The sequence below is a fragment of the Streptomyces sp. NPDC021100 genome (assembly GCF_044333095.1).
Lineage (GTDB): Bacteria > Actinomycetota > Actinomycetes > Streptomycetales > Streptomycetaceae > Streptomyces.
The window spans coordinates 119896-133695 of sequence record NZ_JBIRQH010000009.1 but is presented as its reverse complement, the minus strand read 5'-3'; the positions used below and the strand labels follow the sequence as shown (position 1 = coordinate 133695).

The 13800-nt window shown below is 69.5% G+C and carries 19 protein-coding genes; 17 read left to right on the top strand and 2 right to left on the bottom strand.

Features of this window, described 5'->3' with window-relative positions:
* Positions 1-4: 4 nt before the first annotated feature.
* On the bottom strand, positions 5-2701 hold the full coding sequence (locus ACH4PU_RS18670; protein WP_398272835.1) for an AAA family ATPase: 2697 nt from the start codon (positions 2699-2701) through the stop codon (positions 5-7).
* 315 nt (positions 2702-3016) lie between these two features.
* Positions 3017-5107 (bottom strand): PIG-L family deacetylase, encoded by a 2091-nt coding sequence (locus ACH4PU_RS18665; RefSeq protein ID WP_398272833.1) that lies wholly within the window; start codon positions 5105-5107, stop codon positions 3017-3019.
* Positions 5108-5792: 685 nt separating this feature from the next.
* Here ACH4PU_RS18665 and rpsJ point away from each other — a divergent pair.
* The 17 genes from rpsJ (at position 5793) to rplF (ending at position 13797) form a co-directional block, all read left to right on the top strand.
* Positions 5793-6101: a 30S ribosomal protein S10 gene (gene rpsJ / locus ACH4PU_RS18660; RefSeq protein WP_003948644.1), complete on the top strand. Its 309-nt coding sequence runs from the start codon at positions 5793-5795 to the stop codon at positions 6099-6101.
* Positions 6102-6114: 13 nt separating this feature from the next.
* Positions 6115-6759: a 50S ribosomal protein L3 gene (gene rplC / locus ACH4PU_RS18655; protein WP_185943962.1), complete on the top strand. Its 645-nt coding sequence runs from the start codon at positions 6115-6117 to the stop codon at positions 6757-6759.
* 8 nt (positions 6760-6767) lie between these two features.
* Positions 6768-7412 carry a 50S ribosomal protein L4 gene (gene rplD, locus ACH4PU_RS18650; RefSeq protein ID WP_185943963.1) on the top strand — a complete coding sequence of 215 codons (645 nt, stop codon included), beginning with the start codon at positions 6768-6770 and terminating at the stop codon, positions 7410-7412.
* Positions 7412-7735 (top strand): 50S ribosomal protein L23, encoded by a 324-nt coding sequence (gene rplW / locus ACH4PU_RS18645; RefSeq protein WP_058046827.1) that lies wholly within the window; start codon positions 7412-7414, stop codon positions 7733-7735. The genes rplD and rplW overlap by 1 nt, the downstream gene beginning before the upstream one ends.
* Positions 7736-7774: 39 nt before the next feature.
* The gene (gene rplB, locus ACH4PU_RS18640; RefSeq protein WP_004950440.1) at positions 7775-8611 is read left to right on the top strand and encodes a 50S ribosomal protein L2; all 837 of its coding nucleotides are present in this window, start codon (positions 7775-7777) and stop codon (positions 8609-8611) included.
* A 12-nt stretch (positions 8612-8623) separates the two neighbouring features.
* Positions 8624-8905 carry a 30S ribosomal protein S19 gene (gene rpsS, locus ACH4PU_RS18635; protein ID WP_398272829.1) on the top strand — a complete coding sequence of 94 codons (282 nt, stop codon included), beginning with the start codon at positions 8624-8626 and terminating at the stop codon, positions 8903-8905.
* Between the two features lie 42 nt (positions 8906-8947).
* Positions 8948-9295, top strand: a complete 348-nt coding sequence (gene rplV, locus ACH4PU_RS18630; RefSeq protein WP_398272827.1) for a 50S ribosomal protein L22 — start codon at positions 8948-8950, stop codon at positions 9293-9295.
* Positions 9295-10113 (top strand): 30S ribosomal protein S3, encoded by an 819-nt coding sequence (gene rpsC, locus ACH4PU_RS18625; RefSeq protein WP_071964543.1) that lies wholly within the window; start codon positions 9295-9297, stop codon positions 10111-10113. The genes rplV and rpsC overlap by 1 nt, the downstream gene beginning before the upstream one ends.
* Before the next feature lie 5 nt (positions 10114-10118).
* Positions 10119-10538 carry a 50S ribosomal protein L16 gene (rplP, locus tag ACH4PU_RS18620; protein ID WP_106677952.1) on the top strand — a complete coding sequence of 140 codons (420 nt, stop codon included), beginning with the start codon at positions 10119-10121 and terminating at the stop codon, positions 10536-10538.
* Complete coding sequence (rpmC, locus tag ACH4PU_RS18615; protein WP_030368408.1) at positions 10538-10762, top strand: 50S ribosomal protein L29; 225 nt, start codon at positions 10538-10540, stop codon at positions 10760-10762. The genes rplP and rpmC overlap by 1 nt, the downstream gene beginning before the upstream one ends.
* Entirely contained in the window at positions 10762-11043 is a 282-nt protein-coding gene (gene rpsQ / locus ACH4PU_RS18610) for a 30S ribosomal protein S17 (RefSeq protein WP_004950457.1), read from the top strand. The genes rpmC and rpsQ overlap by 1 nt, the downstream gene beginning before the upstream one ends.
* 102 nt (positions 11044-11145) lie before the next feature.
* Positions 11146-11514 carry a 50S ribosomal protein L14 gene (gene rplN, locus ACH4PU_RS18605; RefSeq protein WP_004946682.1) on the top strand — a complete coding sequence of 123 codons (369 nt, stop codon included), beginning with the start codon at positions 11146-11148 and terminating at the stop codon, positions 11512-11514.
* Between the two features lie 2 nt (positions 11515-11516).
* Positions 11517-11840, top strand: a complete 324-nt coding sequence (gene rplX / locus ACH4PU_RS18600) for a 50S ribosomal protein L24 (protein ID WP_004946679.1) — start codon at positions 11517-11519, stop codon at positions 11838-11840.
* Positions 11840-12400: a 50S ribosomal protein L5 gene (gene rplE, locus ACH4PU_RS18595; protein WP_171169724.1), complete on the top strand. Its 561-nt coding sequence runs from the start codon at positions 11840-11842 to the stop codon at positions 12398-12400. The genes rplX and rplE overlap by 1 nt, the downstream gene beginning before the upstream one ends.
* A 5-nt stretch (positions 12401-12405) precedes the next feature.
* Complete coding sequence (locus tag ACH4PU_RS18590) at positions 12406-12591, top strand: type Z 30S ribosomal protein S14 (protein WP_004946670.1); 186 nt, start codon at positions 12406-12408, stop codon at positions 12589-12591.
* Positions 12592-12836: 245 nt separating this feature from the next.
* Positions 12837-13235, top strand: a complete 399-nt coding sequence (gene rpsH / locus ACH4PU_RS18585) for a 30S ribosomal protein S8 (RefSeq protein ID WP_004946667.1) — start codon at positions 12837-12839, stop codon at positions 13233-13235.
* A 22-nt stretch (positions 13236-13257) separates the two neighbouring features.
* Positions 13258-13797: a 50S ribosomal protein L6 gene (rplF, locus tag ACH4PU_RS18580; RefSeq protein WP_398272821.1), complete on the top strand. Its 540-nt coding sequence runs from the start codon at positions 13258-13260 to the stop codon at positions 13795-13797.
* The last annotated feature ends 3 nt before the right edge of the window (positions 13798-13800 follow it).

Genomic DNA, 13800 nt, shown 5'->3' with positions numbered 1-13800 from the left:
ACTTTCAGGTGCCGGCGGCCAGGCGAGTGCGCAGGTCGCGGCGGTGCCTGATGCGGTACTTGCGGTAGATGCGGGTGAGGTGCTGCTCGACCGTGCTCACCGCGATGGACAGCTCGGCCGCCACCTCGCGGTTGGACAGGCCTTGTGCCGCGAGCACGGCCACCCGGTGCTCGGCGGTGGTGAGGACGACGCCCGGGGCCGGGGCGGGACGTCTCTCCGTCGCGGTGCCGAGATCCGCGAGGGTACGGGCGACGCCGTGCCGGTCGCCGCAGGCGCGGTACAGCTCCAGGGCGCGGGTGAGCGTCGCCGCGCGGCGCTCCGGCGGCTCGGTGGCGGCCAGCACGCGCAGCGCGCCGGCGCGGGGGCGGGGGCGGCGGTGGACGGGGGCGGCCTGCCGGTCGTCCAGCAGCCGGACGGCCCGTTCCGGGCGGCCCAGGGCCAGCCACGCCTCGGCGGCGCCGATCCGCCAGGGCGCCAGCGACGGGGTGTCGAGGCCCCAGGAACGCAGGGTCTCGCCGCACGAGACGAAGCAGGCCAGCGCGTCGCGCGGCCGGTCCAGGGCGAGGTGGTGGAGGCCGCGGGCGTACTGGTGGTGGATGGTGAAGATCGTCCGATGGGTCGCCTCGGGGAGCGGCCGGTTCAGCAGCTCGGCCGCCCGGTCGTGCTCGCCCAGCGCGGTGTGCGCCTCGGCCAGTACGGCGAGGGGGAAGGCGAGGGCCGTACCCCAGCCCGCCTCGGGCATCAGGTCCAGGGCGCGGGTGCCGTGCTCGCACGCGGCGGCCGGCTCGCCCTGGCGCAGGAGGACGAACGACCTGGTCTGGTGCAGCAGGGCCTGCCGGACGGGGGTCGGGGCCGGGAACCCCGGGCGGGGGGCGAGGAACCGTTCGGACCAGGCGTCCGCCGCGTCGAGACGGTCGATGTGCACCAGGGACTGCACGGCGACGACGACGGCGTCCGGGCGGTGGTCGATGATGCCGGGGGAGCGCAGGACGCGTTCCGCGGCCGCGGCCACGGCGTCGGGTTCGGCGCCGGTCAGCGCGGTGTGGAGGGTGCGCGCCGCTGCCACCTCCACGGGTTCCGGCCGGCCGTCGGGGGCGGGCTCGGGGGCGGGCCGGCGGAGGACGGCCGGCATCCAGGGGAGGGCGCCGGGATAGGTGTGGGTCAGACGGAGGCGGGTGACGGCCAGCTCGGTGGCGTAGCGGGGGTCCGCGTCCTCGGCCGGCAGCGTCTCGGCGGCCGTGATCGCGTCCTCCTCGCGGCCGTGCCACAGCAGGGCCTGGATGATGTGCAGGGTCGCGCGGGGTGGCAGCAGGCCGGTACGGGCGTGCCCGGCGAGCGCCTTGAGCTGGGTGATGACGCCCGGCGGGTCGAGCCGCCAGGCGACGGCCACGGTGGCCAGCCGGTCCGCCAGGCCCTGGGGGGAGTCGTCCGCGCGGAGTACGGCGCAGCGGAGGTAGCGGGCGGCGAGGGTGGTGTCGCCGGCCGCCAGGTGCTCCTCGGCCGCCGCGCGGAACGCCGGCGCCTCCCAGCTCTCGCCCAGCGGGGCGCCCGCCAGCAGCTGCGCGGCCACCGCGACGGCCGGGGCGCCCTGGGCGTGCAGCGCCCGGGCCGCGCGGGCGCGCAGGGCGGTGTGGGCGGCGGAGGACAGGTCGGGGTCGGCGAGGAGGGCTTCGTCCACGGCGGGGTGGCGGGGGCGATGGGTGTCGTCGTAGAGGGCCGACGCGGTGAGGGCGTCCAGGGCTTGGGGGACGGCTCGGGGGGTGAGGGCGGCGGTGGCCGCGAGGAGGGTGGTGTCGGGGCTGTCGGGGCCTTCGACGGGTGCGTTACCGGGGGCGCGGGGGACGTCGGGGTCCGGGTTACTCGTGGTGTCGGTGGTGTCGGTGGTGTCGGTGGTGTCGGTGGTGTCGGTGGTGCCGAGGACGGCCGAGGCGCGGGCCACGGCCAGGGCGTCGGCGCCGCCGCGGTGGGCGCAGGCCAGCACCGCGCTCCGGTACGCCGCGCCGGGCGCGGGGATCGTGTCCGCCGTGGCGGCGGCGTCGTCCAGAAGGGCGCGGACGAGGAGCGGGTTGCCGCCGGTCAGGCGGTGGAAGTGCGCGGTCAGGCGGGTCGCGGCGGGCTCGCCGAGGTGGTGGGTGAGGAGTCCGGCGATCCCGCGGGGACTGAGCGGCGCGAGGATCAGATGCCGGGTTCGAGGCTGGTACTGGAGTTCGGCCAGCAGAGTGCGGTGCGTCGTGCCGTGCGGGGCCTCGGTGACGACCAGGGCGGCTCGGGCCGTGCGCAGCCTGCGCACCAGGTAGAGGAGGCACTGCTGGGAGGCGTGGTCCGCGTAGTGGAGGTCGTCGACGCAGAGGAGGAGGGGGCGGTCCGCCGCGAGGGTGAGGGTCGCTTGGTAGGCGCGGCGGAGCACGTGCGGGGGGACGGCGTCCGTCGCGCCGTCCGGAGCCAACTCCTTTGGCGGCAGCCCCAGTTCCGGGAGGAGTTGGTCCACCAGTGCGTAGGAGAAGGGCTGTTCGGTTCGGCTGCCGAGTGCGGTGCGGACCGTGAAGCCGTGTTCCGTGGCCCGGGTGCGGAGGGCGTGGAGCAGTTCCGTCTTGCCCAGGGCCGTCGCGCCGTGGACGACCGCGAAGGCGCCGGTGCCGCGGGCGCTTTCCGCCAGGGCCGCGGAGAGGGTGGCGAGTTCGGCTTCGCGGTCGACGAGCATTGGGTGCGCCCTTCCCCCGGGTGAGGCGGCCTCCGGTACGGCGGGGGCAGCACGATAGCAAGGTGGGTGGGGGTGTGCCCCGGTCCCGCCCTTTCGCCGTTTCCTGCTTGGGCTGCGCCCCCGCGGGCCCCCGCTTTCGCGCTGCGCGCGGTTTGTGCCCGGTCCCGCCCTTTCACCGTTTCTTGCGGGGGTCGGCCCCCCCGCGCCCCCCGCAACCGCGCTTCGCGCGGTTGTCCTCAAGCTCCCCCAGAGGGGGTACCCCCAACGGGCTGGGTGGGGCGGGGGTGGGTGGGGTGGCGTCAAGCACCGGAGGGGCTAGCTCATGTCCGGGCGCCAGATCCACGGGCTCGCGTCCGGGGACAGGGCCACCACGCACAGGCGGTGGGCGCCGTCCGTGTGGAGGGCCGGGGTGGCCACCGGGATCGCCCGGCGGTCGGCGACCGTCGGGTGTGCGTCGTCGGAGGCGGCGTCCAGAACTTGGGCGCGACCCTCCAGGTCCTTGCTCAGGACCATCAGGGCGTCCCGGTGGCCGCGTTGCGGCAGGGCGCGGGCGGTCAGCGGGCCGTAGCCGACGAGGTCGCGGACCGCGGAGTCCTTGAGCTTTTCCGTGCCCGCGTCGCCGGTGAGGCGGTACGCCTCGGGGCGGCTCTGGGCCGGCTGGCGGTAGACGACCACCAGCTTCCCGTCGTCGCCCGGGTGGGCCGCCACGGGGTCGCCCGCGGGCTTCGGGAGGCCGTCCAAGGAGAGGAAGCGCATCGGCTTGCCGGGGCCGTCCTGGCTCCAGTGGTGCACGGTGTCGCGGCCGACGCCGAGGACGTGGATCCGGCGGTCGCCGTCCAGCGCGACGGTCAGGCCCTCCTGGACGTCCTGCCCGCCGAGGTTGCGCCACTTGCCCCACTTGCCGTTCCGCTCGCGCACCCGGGTGGAGACGCCCTTGCCGGCGTTGCGGACGAACAGGTGGACGCGCCCGTCGGTGTCGGTGACCGCCACCGGGATGCCCACCCGGCGGCCGCGGTCGGGGTCGTGCTCGGGGTTGCCGAGGCCGGTCCAGCCGGTGAACGGGCCGTCGGGGGTGCGCTGGCCCAGGACGACGATCTCGCGGGTGTTCGCGCGGCCCTCGCCCTCCAGGGCGGAGAAACGCAGCGCGAAGACCAAGCGGCGGCCGTCGGCGTCCTTGACCGTGGACAGGGCGGGGGCCAGCGGGCCGCCGCCGAGGTTCTCGGGGGCGCCCCAGCGGCCGCTGCCCGCCGACGTCTCGCGCCAGCGCACGGCGTGCAGGCCGAGGACCCCGTACGCCTCCAGGCGGCCGCCGCGGTCGCTGTCCACCGTCGGCGTGGCGCCCGGGTGGCGGTAGTGGGTGGAGCGGATCCAGCCCTTGCGGTTCTTCAGCGGGCGGTCGCCGCCCTGGCCGTAGTCGCCGCAGCCGCCGTCGTTGCCGCAGTGCCAGTCCGGGGCGCCGCCGTACGCCTCCACCAGCTCGTGCTTCTGCGCGACGATCTCGTGCGGGAGATTGTGCGGCCAGCGCTGGTTGTAGTACCCGCGGTAGGAGGTCGTCACGAAGCGTGGCGGGTGCTTCTCGCGGCGGGTGGTGTCCGCCGACCACTGGGAGAGCGCCTTCCAGGTGAAGAGGGCGGTCGGGGTGTGGTCGCGGTGGTCCGAGCACGCGCCGTAGTCGTTGTCCTTGGGGTGCGTGGCGTCGTGGACCTGGTAGTCGGGGTCCGGGTCCATGGTGTGGACCACGGTCGGCCGGAAACGATCCATGATCGTCGCCAGGGCGTCCACCAGCGTGCTGTGCCGGTAGGTGCTCACCTCGGTGCAGGGCGAACCCTTGGCGACCAGGGACTTCGCCTCCGCCCCGGGCTGGTCCCAGAGCTGCGGCATCCGGATGCTGTGCTCGGAGAGCATGGCGATGTTGAGGAAGATCAGGCGGGCCCGGCGGTCCCCGGCGACGAGCTCGTCGGTCTCGGCCTTCACCCCGCCCGGCAGGCTCAGCACGGACTTCTTCCAGGAGGCGAACGGGTGCGTGCCCAGCATCCGCGCGTACGCCTGGCGCAGGCCCTGGTGGCGGGCGGAGGAGTAGGCCGCCTTGTCGTGGTGCTGCCGCTCCTTGCGCGGCATGCCCTCCACCCAGTTCTGTCCTATGGCCTCGCCGGCCGTGACGTAGACGGAGACGACGGGGACGCCGGCGCGGACCATGTGCAGCGCGTCCGGGTTCATGAAGAACAGGTCGTCGTCCGGGTGGGCCAGGATCTGGAGCAGCAGCGGGCCGCGCACGTCACCGAAGGACTGGGTGGTGCGCGGGTCCACGGCGCGGACGGGGGAGGCGGAGGGGGCGGACTTCTCGGAACCGCTGTCGCTGCATCCCGTCGCCACGGCGGCTGTGACGGCCGCGATCCCGGCGAGCACAGACCGACGCCCGACCGGACGAGCGTTCTGGAACGGAACGGTTCTGCGCTGTGAGATGTTCAACTACCTGACTCCGCTTCATTGTCCAGCGCCCCCCAGTGTGAAAAGGGACGGGGAAGAGGCCCGGCGGGTTGCCCAACTTGCTACAAAGCCTGATTTCCCCTTCGCGTGACCTGGCGGTTTTCGGCCACTGTGGCGCGCATGACACCTGCGCGCCACCGCGCCATGGTGAACATTGACCGTTCCGCACCGAATGTCCGCATAAACTCGGCAGGGCGGTTTGACATCTGCGCCGGTCGGGGTACGTTCATCGGCTGCGATTGGCGCGGCTTCCGTCCTGTATGGCACACTGTTCAGGTTGCTCGGTTGAGTGCCGATGCTGCGCGCCTCCCGCCGGGAGGACTGGAAGCGAGTCCCGCAGTACTCGTCACCTCTTCTCAGAGGTGGAAGTACGGGAATCTTCCGGGAAGTGTCAGCGGGGTGCCAGCCAGGCACTCGGTGGGTGTCCTTCCCCCACGAACCCCTTGAGCAGGGATCTCCTCTATGGGAGATCTGCTGGAAGGGGGGCGACACGCCCGACCGCGTGGGTCGGAGGGTGAGTGGGAACGGACCGCGATGTTCCGCGAGGAACGCGCAGCCCGGCCGAGTCCCAGAGCGTTACGAGAGACAGGACTACGAAGTAGCCATGGCGGGACAGAAGATCCGCATCCGGCTCAAGGCCTACGACCACGAGGTCATCGACTCCTCGGCGAAGAAGATCGTCGAGACGGTGACCCGCACTGGTGCGTCGGTCGCGGGCCCGGTGCCGCTGCCCACTGAGAAGAACGTGTACTGCGTCATCAAGTCGCCGCACAAGTACAAGGACTCGCGCGAGCACTTCGAGATGCGCACGCACAAGCGCCTCATCGACATCCTCGACCCCACGCCGAAGACGGTTGACTCGCTCATGCGCCTCGACCTGCCGGCGGGCGTCGACATCGAGATCAAGCTCTGAGGTGACGCGCGAGATGGCTAAGCAGATCAAGGGCGTCCTGGGCGAGAAGCTCGGCATGACGCAGGTCTGGGACGAGAACAACCGTGTCGTCCCGGTCACCGTTGTCAAGGCCGGCCCCTGCGTTGTCACGCAGGTCCGCACCAACGACGCCGACGGCTACGAGTCGGTCCAGATCGCCTTCGGCGAGATCGACCCGCGCAAGGTGAACAAGCCCCTCAAGGGCCACTTCGCCAAGGCCGACGTGACCCCCCGCCGCCACATGGTGGAGATCCGCACCTCCGACGCCGCCGAGTACACGCTCGGCCAGGAGATCACCGCGGACGTGTTCGAGGCCGGCGTCAAGGTTGACGTCACGGGCAAGAGCAAGGGCAAGGGCTTCGCCGGTGTCATGAAGCGCCACAACTTCCGTGGCCTCGGCGCCGGGCACGGCACCCAGCGCAAGCACCGCTCCCCCGGTTCGATCGGTGGCTGCGCCACCCCGGGCCGTGTGTTCAAGGGCCTCCGCATGGCGGGCCGCATGGGCAACGAGCGGGTCACCACCCAGAACCTGACCGTCCACGCCGTTGACGCGGAGAAGGGCCTGCTCCTCATCAAGGGCGCGGTTCCTGGTCCGAACGGCGGCCTCGTCCTGGTCCGTACCGCGGCCAAGGGGGCCTGAGGTAACCGATGAGCACCATTGACATCCTTTCGCCGGCAGGCGACAAGGCCGGGACCGTCGAGCTCCCCGCGGAGATCTTCGACGCGAAGGTCAGCGTTCCGCTGATCCACCAGGTCGTCGTCGCGCAGCTGGCCGCTGCCCGTCAGGGCACGCACAAGACCAAGACCCGTGGCGAGGTCCGCGGCGGTGGCAAGAAGCCGTACCGCCAGAAGGGCACCGGTCGCGCCCGTCAGGGTTCGACCCGCGCGCCGCAGTTCGCCGGTGGTGGCGTCGTGCACGGTCCCGTGCCGCGTGACTACTCGCAGCGGACCCCGAAGAAGATGAAGGCCGCCGCCCTGCGCGGTGCCCTCTCGGACCGGGCCCGCCACAGCCGCATCCACGTCGTCTCCGGCGTGGTCGACGGCGCGGTGTCCACCAAGGCCGCCAAGAACCTGTTCGGCAAGATCTCCGAGCGCAAGAACGTGCTCCTGGTCGCCGACCGGTCCGACGAGGCCGCGTGGCTGTCCGCCCGCAACCTGCCCCAGGTGCACATCCTGGAGCCGGGCCAGCTGAACACGTACGACGTGCTCGTCTCCGACGACGTGGTCTTCACCCAGGCCGCTTTCGAGTCCTTCGTGTCTGGCCCCAAGGCCGCTGAAGGGAGCGAAGCCTGATGACTGAGGCCGTCGTCACCAGCAAGACGTTCTCGGACCCGCGTGACCTCCTGGTCAAGCCGGTCGTCTCCGAGAAGAGCTACGCGCTGCTGGACGAGAACAAGTACACGTTCATCGTCGACCCGCGCGCCAACAAGACCCAGATCAAGCAGGCCGTCGAGGCGGTCTTCTCGGTCAAGGTCACCGGGGTCAACACGATCAACCGTCAGGGTAAGCGCAAGCGCACCAAGACCGGTTTCGGCAAGCGCGCCAACACCAAGCGCGCCATCGTGACCCTCGCCGAGGGCGACCGTATCGACATCTTCGGCGGCCCGGTCTCCTAACGGAGTCCGAGTCGTCCGGAATCGGACGAGGACTGAGAAATGGGTATCCGCAAGTACAAGCCGACGACCCCGGGCCGTCGTGGCTCCAGCGTCGCCGACTTTGTCGAGATCACGCGGTCCACGCCGGAGAAGTCGCTGGTCCGCCCGCTGCACAGCAAGGGCGGCCGTAACAACGCCGGTCGTGTGACCGTCCGCCACCAGGGCGGTGGCCACAAGCGCGCCTACCGTGTGATCGACTTCCGTCGTCACGACAAGGACGGCGTGCCGGCCAAGGTCGCTCACATCGAGTACGACCCCAACCGCACCGCGCGCATCGCGCTGCTCCACTACGTGGACGGCGAGAAGCGCTACATCATCGCGCCGCGCGGCCTCGGCCAGGGCGACCGTATTGAGAACGGCCCCGGGGCCGACATCAAGCCGGGCAACAACCTGCCGCTGCGCAACATCCCGGTCGGTACGACCATCCACGCCATCGAGCTGCGTCCCGGTGGCGGCGCGAAGATCGCCCGCTCCGCCGGTTCCTCCGTGCAGCTGCTGGCGAAGGAGGGCACGATGGCCCACCTTCGTATGCCGTCCGGTGAGATCCGCCTGGTCGACGTCCGCTGCCGCGCCACCGTCGGCGAGGTCGGCAACGCCGAGCAGTCGAACATCAACTGGGGCAAGGCCGGCCGCATGCGCTGGAAGGGCGTTCGCCCGACCGTCCGCGGTGTCGCGATGAACCCGGTCGACCACCCGCACGGTGGTGGTGAGGGTAAGACCTCCGGTGGTCGCCACCCGGTCTCCCCGTGGGGTCAGAAGGAGGGTCGTACTCGTTCTCCCAAGAAGGCGAGCAACAAGTACATCGTCCGCCGCCGCAAGACGAACAAGAAGCGCTAGGAGCGGGTTTAGATGCCGCGTAGTCTCAAGAAGGGACCCTTCGTCGACGGCCACCTCATCAAGAAGGTGGACGCCCAGAACGAAGCTGGTACCAAGAACGTCATCAAGACCTGGTCCCGCCGCTCCATGATCGTGCCGGCCATGATCGGCCACACGCTGGCGGTGCACAACGGCAAGACCCACGTCCCGGTGTTCGTCACCGAGTCGATGGTCGGCCACAAGCTCGGCGAGTTCTCGCCGACCCGCACCTTCCGCGGCCACGTCAAGGACGACCGGAAGTCGAAGCGCCGCTAACGCGGGGTGTGAACGACTATGACTGACACCGAAGGGACAACCATGGAAGCCAGGGCCCAGGCGCGGTACATCCGCGTCACGCCCATGAAGGCCCGCCGCGTGGTGGACCTCATCCGTGGCATGGACGCCACGGAGGCTCAGGCGGTCCTGCGTTTCGCCCCGCAGGCCGCGAGCGTGCCGGTGGGCAAGGTGCTGGACAGCGCCATTGCCAACGCCGCGCACAACTACGACCACTCTGACGCCGACAGCCTCTACATCTCCGAGGCCTACGTCGACGAGGGCCCGACCCTGAAGCGGTTCCGTCCGCGCGCCCAGGGCCGCGCCTACCGGATCCGCAAGCGGACCAGCCACATCACCGTGGTCGTCAGCAGCAAGGAAGGAACCCGGTAATGGGCCAGAAGGTTAACCCGCACGGGTTCCGCCTCGGCATCACCACGGACTTCAAGTCCCGCTGGTACGCCGACAAGCTGTACAAGGACTACGTCAAGGAAGACGTCGCCATTCGTCGCATGATGACGAAGGGCATGGAGCGCGCCGGTATCTCGAAGGTCGAGATCGAGCGCACCCGCGACCGCGTCCGCGTCGACATCCACACCGCTCGTCCGGGCATCGTCATCGGCCGCCGCGGCGCCGAGGCCGACCGCATCCGCGGCGAGCTGGAGAAGCTGACCGGCAAGCAGGTCCAGCTGAACATCCTCGAGGTCAAGAACCCCGAGGTGGACGCTCAGCTGGTGGCCCAGGCCGTCGCCGAGCAGCTGTCCTCCCGCGTCTCCTTCCGTCGCGCCATGCGCAAGAGCATGCAGTCGACGATGAAGGCCGGCGCCAAGGGCATCAAGATCCAGTGCGGTGGCCGTCTCGGCGGCGCCGAGATGTCCCGCTCGGAGTTCTACCGCGAGGGCCGTGTGCCCCTGCACACGCTCCGCGCGAACGTCGACTACGGCTTCTTCGAGGCCAAGACCACCTTCGGCCGCATCGGCGTGAAGGTCTGGATCTACAAGGGCGACGTCAAGAACATCGCCGAGGTCCGCGCCGAGAACGCCGCCGCCCGTGCGGGCAACCGCCCGTCGCGTGGCGCCGGCGACCGTCCGGCCCGTGGTGGCCGCGGCGGCGAGCGTGGCGGCCGCGGCCGCAAGCCGCAGCAGGCTGCCGAGGCCCCCAAGGCCGAGGCCACCGCTGCTCCGGCTGAGTCCACCGGAACGGAGGCCTGACCGACATGCTGATCCCTCGCAGGGTCAAGCACCGCAAGCAGCACCACCCCAAGCGGAACGGCATGGCCAAGGGTGGCACCGAGCTGGCGTTCGGTGAGTACGGCATCCAGGCCCTGACCCCGGCCTACGTGACGAACCGGCAGATCGAGTCCGCTCGTATCGCCATGACCCGTCACATCAAGCGTGGCGGCAAGGTCTGGATCAACATCTACCCGGACCGTCCGCTGACGAAGAAGCCGGCCGAGACCCGCATGGGTTCCGGTAAGGGTTCTCCGGAGTGGTGGATCGCGAACGTCAAGCCCGGTCGGGTGATGTTCGAGCTGTCTTTCCCGAACGAAAAGGTCGCTCGTGAGGCGCTGACCCGCGCCGCTCACAAGCTTCCGATGAAGTGCCGCATTGTTCGGCGCGAGGCAGGTGAGTCGTGATGGCCGCTGGTATCAAGGCGACCGAGCTGCGTGAGCTGAACGACGAGGACCTCGTCGCGAAGCTCCGTGAGGCCAAGGAAGAGCTGTTCAACCTCCGCTTCCAGGCGGCGACCGGGCAGCTTGAGAACCACGGTCGGCTCAAGTCCGTCCGTAAGGACATCGCCCGGATCTACACCCTGATGCGGGAGCGCGAGCTCGGCATCGAGACGGTGGAGAGCGCCTGATGAGCGAGAAGAACATGACTGAGACGAACGAGCGCGGTTTCCGCAAGACCCGTGAGGGCCTCGTCGTCAGCGACAAGATGGACAAGACCGTCGTCGTCGCTGTCGAGGACCGCGTCAAGCACGCGCTGTACGGCAAGGTCATCCGCCGTACCAACAAGCTCAAGGCGCACGACGAGCAGAACGCCGCGGGTGTCGGCGACCGCGTCCTCCTCATGGAGACCCGGCCGCTGTCCGCGACGAAGCGCTGGCGCGTCGTCGAGATCCTCGAGAAGGCCAAGTAATCACCTGAGGGCATTAGCCCCCAGGTAAGTTCCGCCAGGCTCGGCGTGGGGCCTCATCCGTGAGGCCCCCGCCGGGAACCGGCAGACGATCAGGAGATAGACGTGATCCAGCAGGAGTCGCGACTTCGCGTCGCCGACAACACTGGTGCCAAGGAGATCCTTTGCATCCGTGTTCTCGGTGGCTCGGGTCGCCGCTACGCGGGCATCGGTGACGTCATCGTCGCCACCGTCAAGGACGCGATCCCCGGTGGCAACGTGAAGAAGGGCGACGTCGTCAAGGCCGTCGTCGTTCGCACCGTCAAGGAGCGCCGCCGTCCGGACGGCTCGTACATCCGCTTCGACGAGAACGCGGCCGTCATCCTCAAGAACGACGGTGACCCCCGCGGCACCCGTATCTTCGGCCCCGTGGGCCGAGAGCTGCGCGAGAAGAAGTTCATGAAGATCGTCTCGCTCGCGCCGGAGGTGCTGTAAGCATGAAGATCAAGAAGGGCGACCTGGTACAGGTCATCACCGGCAAGGACAAGGGCAAGACGGGCAAGGTCATTCAGGCCATGCCCGCCGAGGACCGCGTCCTGGTCGAGGGTGTCAACCGGGTCAAGAAGCACACCAAGGCCGGCCAGACCGCCCGTGGTTCGAAGACCGGCGGCATCGTCACGACCGAGGCCCCCATCCACGTGAGCAACGTTCAGCTCGTCGTGGAGAAGGACGGCAAGAAGGTCGTCACCCGCGTCGGCTACCGCTTCGACGAGGACGGCAACAAGATCCGCGTTGCCAAGCGGACCGGTGAGGACATCTGATGACTGCCACCACCAACGCACCGCGCCTCAAGCAGCGCTACCGCGAAGAGATCATCGGCAAGCTGCGTGAGGAGTTCTCGTACGAGAACGTCATGCAGGTCCCCGGCCTGACCAAGATCGTGGTCAACATGGGTGTGGGCGACGCCGCCCGCGACTCCAAGCTGATCGAGGGCGCCATCCGCGACCTCACCACGATCACCGGCCAGAAGCCCGCCGTGACCAAGGCCCGCAAGTCCATCGCGCAGTTCAAGCTGCGTGAGGGCCAGCCGATCGGTGCCCACGTCACCCTCCGCGGCGACCGCATGTGGGAGTTCCTGGACCGCACCCTGTCGCTGGCGCTCCCGCGCATCCGCGACTTCCGTGGTCTGTCCCCGAAGCAGTTCGACGGCCGGGGCAACTACACCTTCGGTCTCACGGAGCAGGTCATGTTCCACGAGATCGACCAGGACAAGATCGACCGCGTCCGGGGTATGGACATCACCGTGGTCACCACGGCGACCAACGACGACGAGGGCCGCGCCCTCCTTCGTCACCTCGGCTTCCCCTTCAAGGAGGCGTGACCGAGATGGCGAAGAAGTCTCTGATCGCGAAGGCCGCGCGCAAGCCGAAGTTCTCGGTCCGCGCGTACACCCGCTGCAACCGCTGCGGCCGGCCGCACTCCGTTTACCGCAAGTTCGGCCTCTGCCGCGTGTGCCTTCGTGAGATGGCTCACCGTGGCGAGCTGCCGGGCGTGACCAAGAGCTCCTGGTAATTACCCACTTGGGTAACCAGGGCTCTCGGTAAGCCAATGGACGGCGGGCACCCGCCTCCCCTCTCCCGTAGAGTTGAGGGGTTGGGCGCCCGCCGCCCATGACCGCACGTGTCCCGCACCTCCGTGCGGGCCGCATAACGTCGCTTACTACGCCGTAGGTCCCCGCACCGCACCCGCTCCGACGAAGCTCGGGGAGAGGGATGGCGCAGATAGGAAACCCCGGCGAGAGAGGCCGAAGGCCAAACATGACCATGACCGATCCGATCGCAGACATGCTGACCCGTCTGCGGAACGCGAACTCGGCTTACCACGACACCGTGGCCATGCCCCACAGCAAGATCAAGGCGCACATCGCCGAGATCCTGCAGCAGGAGGGCTACATCACCGGCTGGAAGGTCGAGGACGCCGAGGTCGGCAAGTCCCTGATCCTCGAGCTGAAGTTCGGCCCGAACCGTGAGCGCTCCATCGCGGGCATCAAGCGGATCTCGAAGCCGGGCCTGCGGGTCTACGCAAAGTCCACCAACCTGCCGAAGGTTCTCGGCGGCCTGGGCGTGGCGATCATCTCCACGTCCCACGGTCTCCTGACCGGCCAGCAGGCCAGCAAGAAGGGCGTGGGTGGGGAAGTCCTCGCCTACGTCTGGTAACCCGGGAACGGAGGAATAGCTAATGTCGCGTATTGGCAAGCTGCCCATCCAGGTTCCCGCTGGTGTGGACGTCACCATCGATGGCCGTGACGTGCAGGTGAAGGGCCCCAAGGGCACCCTGAACCTGACCCTGTCGGCGCCCATCGTTATCGATAAGGGTGAGGACGGCGTGCTCAACGTCATCCGCCCGAACGACGAGCGTCAGAACAAGGCCCTGCACGGTCTGTCGCGCACGCTGGTGGCGAACATGATCACCGGCGTGACCCAGGGCTACAGCAAGAAGCTCGAGATCAGCGGTGTCGGTTACCGCGTCCAGGCGAAGGGCTCCAACCTGGAGTTCGCCCTGGGCTACAGCCACCCGATCCTGGTCGAGGCGCCCGAGGGCATCACCTTCAAGGTGGAGTCCCCGACCAAGCTGACGGTCGAGGGCATCGACAAGCAGAAGGTCGGCGAGGTCGCCGCGAACATCCGCAAGCTGCGGAAGCCCGACCCGTACAAGGCCAAGGGCGTCAAGTACGAGGGCGAAGTCATCCGCCGCAAGGTCGGAAAGGCGGGTAAGTAAGCC